Raw genomic sequence first — 7,413 nt, 5'->3', positions numbered from 1 at the left:
GCGCGAGGCGCTGGACGCCATGGAGCGTCATCGCGTGACCCATGCGGGCTTCCCCACCGCCTACATGCATCAGCTGGCGCTGGAGGCCGCCAGCGGCCCTCGCCCGAGCCGGCGCTCCTATGCGTTTGGCGGCGAGGCCCTGTCGCGGGAGAGCTTCGCGCTGATCGGTCGGGCGCTCGACCCGACGCTGCTGATCAACGGCTACGGCCCCACCGAGACGGTGATCTCGCCTCTCGTCTGGCGGGCGCGGGCCGGCGACGCGGTGGAGGGGGCCTACGCCCCCATCGGCCGGGCAGTGGGGGACCGGCGGGCCTACATTCTCGACGCGGCGTTGCAGCCGGTGCCTGTGGGCGTCACCGGGGAACTGCATCTGGGCGGTGACGGTCTGGCGCGCGGCTATCTCGGCCGGGCCGGGCAGACGGCGGACCGGTTCATCCCCGATCCGTTCCCGGACCTGTCGGGYCGGGAAGGGGGCCGGCTCTACCGCACCGGGGATCTGGCGCGCTGGCGGGCGGACGGGACGGTGGAGTATCTCGGCCGGGCCGACGCGCAGGTGAAGCTGCGCGGGTTCCGGATCGAGCTCGGCGAGGTCGAGGCGGCGCTGCTGGCGCAGGAGATTGTGGCGGGCGCGGCGGCGGCTTTGCGGCAGGGTCCGGCGGGTCCGCTGCTGGTGGCCTACGTTGTCACTGCGGCCGGGGCGGAGCTCGACGCGAGCGCGCTCCGGGCCGACCTTGCCCGGCGGTTGCCGGACTACATGGTGCCGAGCCGGATCGTGGCGCTGGATCGCTTGCCGCTGACGCCCAACGGCAAGCTCGACCGCGCGGCCCTGCCCGAGCCCGCGCCGCTGGTCGAGGCGACGGGCGGTCCCTCGCGACCGCTCACCGCCACCGAGACCGTGGTGGCCGAGATCTGGGCCAAGGCGCTCGGCCTCCCCGCCATCCCACCCGACCGAAACTTCTTCGAAGCCGGCGGCGATTCCATCCTCAGCCTGCAGATCGTCGCCCGCCTGCGCGAAGCGGGCTTTGCCGCGACGCCGCGCCAGATCTTCGAGCATCAGACCGTCACCGCCCTGGCCCGCATCATCGCCCGGCCCGATGGGGCGGAGACCACGGTGTCCGTGCCGGAAGGCCCTGCGCCGCTCACGCCCATCCAGCATTGGTTCTTCGAACAGCCGATGGCCCGCCGGGACCATTGGAACCAGTCCCTCGAACTCGATGCCCGCGTGAGGCTCGACGCCGATCGCCTCGGCGACGCGCTGGCGGCCCTGGTGGCCCATCACGAAGCGTTGCGCTACGCCTTCGGCCGCGATGCGACCGGAGCCTGGATCCAGGAGCCGATATCGCCGGCGATGCTCGCCGAGCCCCTGACCATCGTCGAAGTGCAGAGCGACGACGAGGCGCGGGTCTGCTTCCTCGCCGCCGAGCGCAGCCTCAACCTCGCCGACGGCCGCGTCTTCGCCGCCATCCTGGCGAACTTCCCCGACGGGCGTCAGCGCCTGCTTCTCACGGCCCATCACCTCGTCGTGGATGCCGTGTCGTGGCGCATCCTCGTCTCCGACCTCGACCTGCTCTACCGGGGAGACGCATCGGCGCCTGCCGTCGCGACGCCCTTCCGGGCCTGGGCTTACCGTCTGCGAGATCACGCGGCGGAGATCGCCGGTCGCAGCGAGGCTGGGGCGTCCGCGCCTTCGACTGCGCTCCTTCCGGTCGACCGACCCGAAGGCGCGCGTGACCAGCATCACGCCGCGACGAGGACCCTCGTCCTCGACCCCTCCCTCATGGCTGGGCTCGATCGCCTGCGCACGGCCTACGGGATGCGGCTCGACGAGGTGCTCCTCGCCGGCCTGTCCCGCGCCGTCGCCGCCTGGTCGGGGCACTCGACGCTGGGCGTCACCCTGGAGCGCCACGGCCGGGACGGGGACGCCACGAACCTTCCCCTCGACCGGACGGTCGGCTGGTTCACCACCCTGGTTCCGGTCACCCTGTCGGTATCGGGCGATGTCGGGCGCGATGTAAAGTCGACTAAGGAAGCGGTGCGAACCCTCCCCGGGGACGGCTCGGGCTACTCGGTCCTGCGCTACCTCGGCCCGGAATCAGAGCGTGCGAAACTCTCGGCCCAGCCCTGGCCGGAGGTGACGTTCAATCACCTCGGCACCGTCGCCGCCACCGATGCCGGTTCCCTGTTCTCCATCGATGCCGAATCGATGCGCCTGTCGGCGGATCCCGCCGCACCTCTCGGCGCCGAGCTGATCGTCGACAGCTTCCTGCGGGACGGCGCGGTCACCCTGCGCCTCGGCTACAGCGCCGCCCGTTTCGACGGGGCCACTATCGAGTGCCTCGCCGAAAGGCTCGGTGCCGCGTTCTCCGCCCTCGCCGAGCACGGACTCGACCCCGAGGCCGGCGGCGCGACACCGTCCGATTTCCCGCTGGCCGCCCTGACGCAGGACCGGATCGACGGCCTCGATCTGCGGGACGTGACGGACATCTATCCGTTGACCCCGACGCAGGGCGGAATCCTGTTCCACGCGCTGGCCGCGCCGAAAGCGGGTCTCTACGTGAACCAGCTCGGCGTCACGATCCGTAACCTCGACCCCGACCGGTTCGCGGCAGCCTGGCGTGCGGGCGTCGCACGCCATCCGACCCTGCGAACGAGCTTCCTCTGGACCGGCGACCTCGCCGCTCCGCTCCAACTCGTGCATGCCTCCGCCGAACTGCCGATCACCCGGCTCGACCTGAGTGACCGCGCCGACGCCGATCTCGATGCACTGGCGCGGGCCGAGCGCGCCTGCGGCTTCGACCTCGCACAGGCACCGCTCATGCGCCTCCTTTTGGTCGATCTTGGCCAAGACCGGCACCGGCTGATCTGGACCTGCCACCATCTTCTCCTCGATGGATGGAGCAATGCGCGCCTGATCTCCGAGGTGCTGCGCCACTATGCCGGAGAGGTGGTCGAGGCACCGACCCGCCTGTTCCGCGAGCACCTGACCCGGCTGTCGCAAGGCGACCGCGGCGCCGACGAGTCGTTCTGGCGCGAGGCCCTGGCCGGGCTGGACGAGCCGAGCCTCCTCGCCCCGGCTCTGTCCGGCGAGACGGGGGCGAGCGGGCACATCGCCATTGACACCGCCCTCGGCGAGGCGCGGACCGACCGCCTCCAGGCTTTCGCCCGGCGCGAGACGGTGACGTTGAACACGGTGCTCGAGGCGGCCTGGGCGCTGACCCTGAGCCGCTTCACCGGGCGCTCCACCGTGGCCTTCGGCACTACAGGATCGGGCCGCCCGCCGGATGACGGCGGGATGCACGGGGTGCTCGGCCTGTTCATCAACACGGTCCCGCGCTGCGTCGGCATGCCGGGACATCTGAACGTCGGAGACTGGCTGCGTCGGCTGCAAGGCGAGGCGGCGGCCCTGCGCGAGCACGATCTCGCTTCGCTGGCCGACATCCAGGCCTGGGTCGGGCGCGGCGGGCAGCCGCTGTTCGACAGCCTCCTCGTCGTCGAGAACTACCCCCTCGACGCCGTGGTCCGCGACCGCAGCCTCGGCGGCCTGGAATTCGGCCCGGTCGCGACCCTCGAAGCGACCGACGTTCCCCTCACCCTGTCGCTTCTCCTCGACGGCGCGCCGCGCCTGAACTGGAGCATCGACCAGGCCCGGATCTCCTCCGCCGAGGTCCGGCGCCTGAACGCGCAGCTGCAGCACATCCTCGATGCCCTGATGGATGCGGCCGACGCGCCCCTCGATTCCCTCTCCCTCGTCCTGCCCGACGAGATCGAAGCGGCGCGGCATCGGGCCGCCGTCCTCCGGCCATCGCCGGCCGAGCCCGCGATCCATCTCCAAATCGCTTGGCAGGCGGGTCGGCGACCGCAGGCCGTGGCCGTCACGTGCGAGGGTGAGCAGGCGACCTATGCCGACCTCGAGACCAGGGCGGCGCGCCTCGCGCGGCATCTCGTCCGCGAAGGCGTGCGGCCGGGGGATCTCGTCGGCCTCTGCGCCGAGCGCTCGATCTCCCTCGTCGTCGGCATCCTGGCGATCCTGAAGAGCGGAGCCGGCTATGTTCCCCTCGATCCGGCCTATCCGGCCGACCGCCTCGCCTTCATGCTCGCCGATTGCGGGGCCCGGCACGTGCTCGCCACGACCGGCCGCGTCGATAGCCTGCCGGAGGACGGCCCCAGGCCGATCCTGATGGATGGGCCGGCGGCGTCCGAGGACGGAGACACGCCGCTGCCTCCGGCACCCTACCCGGAGCAGCCGGCCTACGTGATCTACACGTCGGGCTCCACCGGCCGGCCGAAGGGCGTCGTCGTCACCCATGCCAACGCGGCGCGACTGCTGACCACCACGCAGGACGATTTCGCCTTCGCCGAGGACGACGTCTGGACGCTGTTCCATTCCTACGGGTTCGATTTCTCGGTCTGGGAGATTTTTGGCGCGCTCTGTCACGGCGGGCGGCTCGTGGTGGTGCCACGCGAGGTGGCGCGGGCGGCGGACGCGTTCCTCGACCTTCTCGTCCGCGAGGGCGTGACGGTGCTGAACCAGACCCCGTCCGCCTTCCGGCCGCTGATGCAGGCCGCCCTCGCGCGGCCGCGGGGGCTGGCGCTACGCCACGTCGTCTTCGGCGGGGAAGCCCTCGATGTTTCTGCCCTGCGCCCGTGGTTCGAGCGTTTCGGCGATGCCTCGCCCCGTCTCGTGAACATGTACGGCATCACCGAGACCACGGTTCACGTGACCTATCGACCGCTCGTAGCCGACGACGCGAATCGGGCCGACAGCCCCATCGGCGAGGCCCTGCCGGATCTCACCCTGCACCTCCTCGACTCCAACCTCGACCCCGTGCCGGATGGGGTGGCGGGCGAGCTGCATGTGGGCGGCGCCGGTCTGGCCCAGGGCTATCTCGGGCGGGCCGCGCTGACGGCCGAGCGCTTCGTGCCGGATCCGTTCGGGCCACCGGGGGCGCGCCTCTATCGCAGCGGCGACCTCGCCCTGCGGCGGCCCGACGGCACGCTGGCCTATCTCGGACGGGCCGACGGGCAGGTGAAGCTGCGTGGGTTCCGGATCGAGACGGGGGAGATCGCAGCGGCCCTGCGGGCGGAACCCGGCGTCATCGATGCCGCCGTCATCCTGCGCGCCGCCGCCGGGGACAGGCACCTCGTCGCCTATGTGGTCGGCGACGGGATCGACGCGGATGCCCTCCGTGATGGGATCGTTCGCCGGCTACCGTCACATATGATGCCGGCTCACATCCTGGTCGTGGCGTCCCTGCCGCTGACCCCGAACGGCAAGCTCGATCTGCGCGCCTTGCCGGTGCCCCTCGCGACCACGCGAGGGTCGGACGCGCCCGAAGGGGCCATGGAGATCGCCCTGGCGGAGATCTGGCGCGAGGTGCTGGACGTCGAGAATGTGGGCCGGGACGACGACTTCTTCGCCCTCGGCGGCCATTCCCTCACCGCCGCGCAACTCGCCATGCGGGTGAAACAGCGTCTCGGTCTCACCGTGCCGATCCGTGCCCTGTTCGAGGCCCCGACCCTGCGCGGCTACGCCCTGGCCGCGACGTCGAGCGAGGGAGCGGGGGACGGACGGGACGAGGCCACCGACCTGTCCGACATGGACGCTCTCCTCGCCGATCTGGAGGCCTGAATGTCTGGCCAAGCCGCCGATCTCAGCCGCCGCTTCGCCCGGCTCGCCCCCGACAAGCGCAGGGTCTTCCTCGACGCCCTGGCCGCACGCGGCATCGACTTCTCGCGCCTGCCGATCGTGGCGGGGGACGAGGATGCCGGCGGCGAGAGGGTCGCTCCCCTGTCCTACGCGCAGGAGCGGCTGTGGCTGATCGGGCGGATGGGAGGCGACGCGGCCTTGCTCCATATCGCCGGGGGGCTCGCTCTTTCCGGGGCGCTCGACCGGGATGCGCTGGCGCGGGCGCTCGACGCTCTCGTGGCGCGGCACCCGGCCCTAAGGACGGGGTTCCGGGCCGGCGAGACCGACGAGGTCGAGGCGGTCACTGCAGCCTCCGTCGCTGCGAGCCTGCGGGAGGTCTCGCTGGAGGCCGAGGACCGGGCCTTAGCCGAGGAACGCCTCGCGTCCCTGTCGCGGGAGGAGGCACGACGGCCCTTCGATCTGGCGGCACCGCCCCTGTTCAGGGCCGTGCTGGTGCGGATGGAGGCCGAGCGCCACGTCCTCCTCCTCACGATGCACCATCTCGTCTCCGACGGCCGCTCGGTGGAGATCCTGCTCGCCGACCTGATGCGCCTCTATGCGGCGGGGGAGAGCTCGGGCCTGCCGCCGCTGCCGATCGCCTATGCCGATTACGCGCGTTGGCAGCGCGACTGGCTCGAGGCGGGCGAACTCGAGCGCCAGCTCGGCTGGTGGCGGGACCGCCTCGGGGCGACGGAGTCCGTGATCCCCCTGCCGGCCGACCGCCCGCGCCCGGCGGTCCAGAGCTTTCGCGGAGCGGCGGTGGATTTCGCGGTCGATGCCGATATCGCCGCCCGCCTCGAATCCCTCGCGCGGCAGGCCGGCGCCACGACGGCGATGGTCCTGCTTGCCATCCTGTCCCTGGTGCTCCGGCGCTATACCGGCGAGGCGGACCTGCGCATCGGCGTGCCGGTGGCCAACCGAAACCGGCCGGAGACGGAGGCGCTGGTCGGCCTGTTCGTCAACACCCTGGCGATCCGGGTCGTCGTCGATCCGGCGGCCAGCGTCCTCGACCACGTGCGGGCCGTGCGCGACGCCATGGTGGATGCGCAAGGACACCAGGACCTGCCCTTCGAGCGTCTGGTGGAGGCGCTCCAGACCCGCCGGACCGTGAGCCATACCCCCGTCGTCCAGGTCATGCACAGCCACCGGGTCGAGGGGCCGTCCCGGTTCAATGTGGGCGATCTCGTCGTGTCGCCCTTCGGGCGGGGAACCGGCAATGTCCAGTTCGATCTCGTTCTGGAAACGGTGGCAGAGGCCGGCGGGGCCTTGCGCGGGGCGTTCGGCTATGCCCGCGACCTGTTCCAGCGGGACACCATGGAGCGGATGCGCGACGGCTTCCTCACCCTGCTGCGCGGCGCGGTGGAGGAGACCGGCCGCCGCGTCGATACCCTGCCGCTGGTCCCGGCCTCGTCTCTCGCTTCGCTGTCTTCGCCCTATGCGGATGGGATGCCGCTGTCGGAGGCGCTGGTGCCGGCGCTGATCGGCGCGGCAGCGCAGGCCGATCCCGACGCCCCGGCGGTGATCTGCGGTCCGCGCACCACCACGTTCGGCGAGCTCGACCGGGCGGCCAACCGCCTCGCCCACCGGTTGATCCGGGAGGGCATCGGCCCCGAGGCGGTGGTCGCCGTGGCCCTGCCGCGCGGGCCGGACCAGATCGCCGCCTTCCTCGCCATCCTGCGGGCCGGGGGCGCCTTCCTGCCCCTCGATCCGGCCCAGCCGAGGGTGCG

General features: G+C 71.9%; 2 protein-coding genes. Both read left to right on the top strand.

Annotated features, from left to right (window positions below):
• Positions 1-19 precede the first annotated feature (19 nt).
• Positions 20-5,629, top strand: a complete 5,610-nt coding sequence (locus ASF08_RS14845; RefSeq protein ID WP_244474545.1) for a non-ribosomal peptide synthetase — start codon at positions 20-22, stop codon at positions 5,627-5,629.
• Positions 5,630-7,413: condensation domain-containing protein (locus tag ASF08_RS14840; protein WP_156629608.1), on the top strand; the 1,784-nt coding region annotated here is incomplete at its 3' end. It lies immediately after the preceding gene.

The sequence above is a fragment of the Methylobacterium sp. Leaf85 genome (genome assembly GCF_001422125.1).
GTDB classification, from domain to species: domain Bacteria; phylum Pseudomonadota; class Alphaproteobacteria; order Rhizobiales; family Beijerinckiaceae; genus Methylobacterium; species Methylobacterium bullatum.
This window is presented reverse-complemented; position numbering and strand designations above follow the sequence as displayed.